Source organism: Microbacterium petrolearium, assembly GCF_054782875.1.
In genome coordinates this window covers 1-548 of record NZ_BAAGRQ010000095.1, presented here as the reverse complement: position 1 = coordinate 548, position 548 = coordinate 1, and the positions used below count along the sequence as shown (strand labels likewise).

Sequence of the window (548 nt, the reverse complement as noted above, 5' to 3'; positions counted from 1 at the left end):
CAGAATAGAAATAGCGTAGAAGTTCTGCGTCTCGTACGTCTAGAGAAATAACTAGCTCAAAAGAGATATAACCATCAGTAGCCCGAGTAAGCTTAATATAGCCGTCTCCATCTACAAAGCCAGCAAACATAGATATGAAGTCATAGCTAACATTTTGATACTTACTCTTGTCCTTACTATTACGTGGATGAATAGATCGACTATTCATATTACCTACAGTAGGTAGAAATTCTGAACTGAAAAATACATGAAATGATACTAGACAAAGGATAAAAACAAATTGTGTAAAGTCCGTACCAATCCAAGGAATAGCAGATAGCATATTAGTAATTACAGTTGCCAAATTATCTAATCATATACGATAAAAAATTTCCGAATATGACCATGTACCTGTCTTAAATCCTAAATTAAAAGGAACGCAGGCCTTATAATTAGATATATCTAATAGAAATTCCGACTGTACATTAAGCACCATTTTAGATGATACCCACCGATGAACCAGTCTGTAGCGACCACTAATAATATCCATAATATTATAGTAACCGACG

The 548-nt window shown here is 34.3% G+C and carries 2 protein-coding genes; both read right to left on the bottom strand.

All coding sequences use genetic code 11. The features are described from left to right. Window positions 1-343 (bottom strand): hypothetical protein (locus tag ACYVJ0_RS13800; protein ID WP_460818433.1); only part of this gene is annotated, 343 nt, incomplete at its 3' end. Window positions 344-352: 9 nt separating this feature from the next. Continuing rightward, window positions 353-548 (bottom strand): hypothetical protein (locus tag ACYVJ0_RS13795; protein WP_460818431.1); only part of this gene is annotated, 196 nt, incomplete at its 5' end.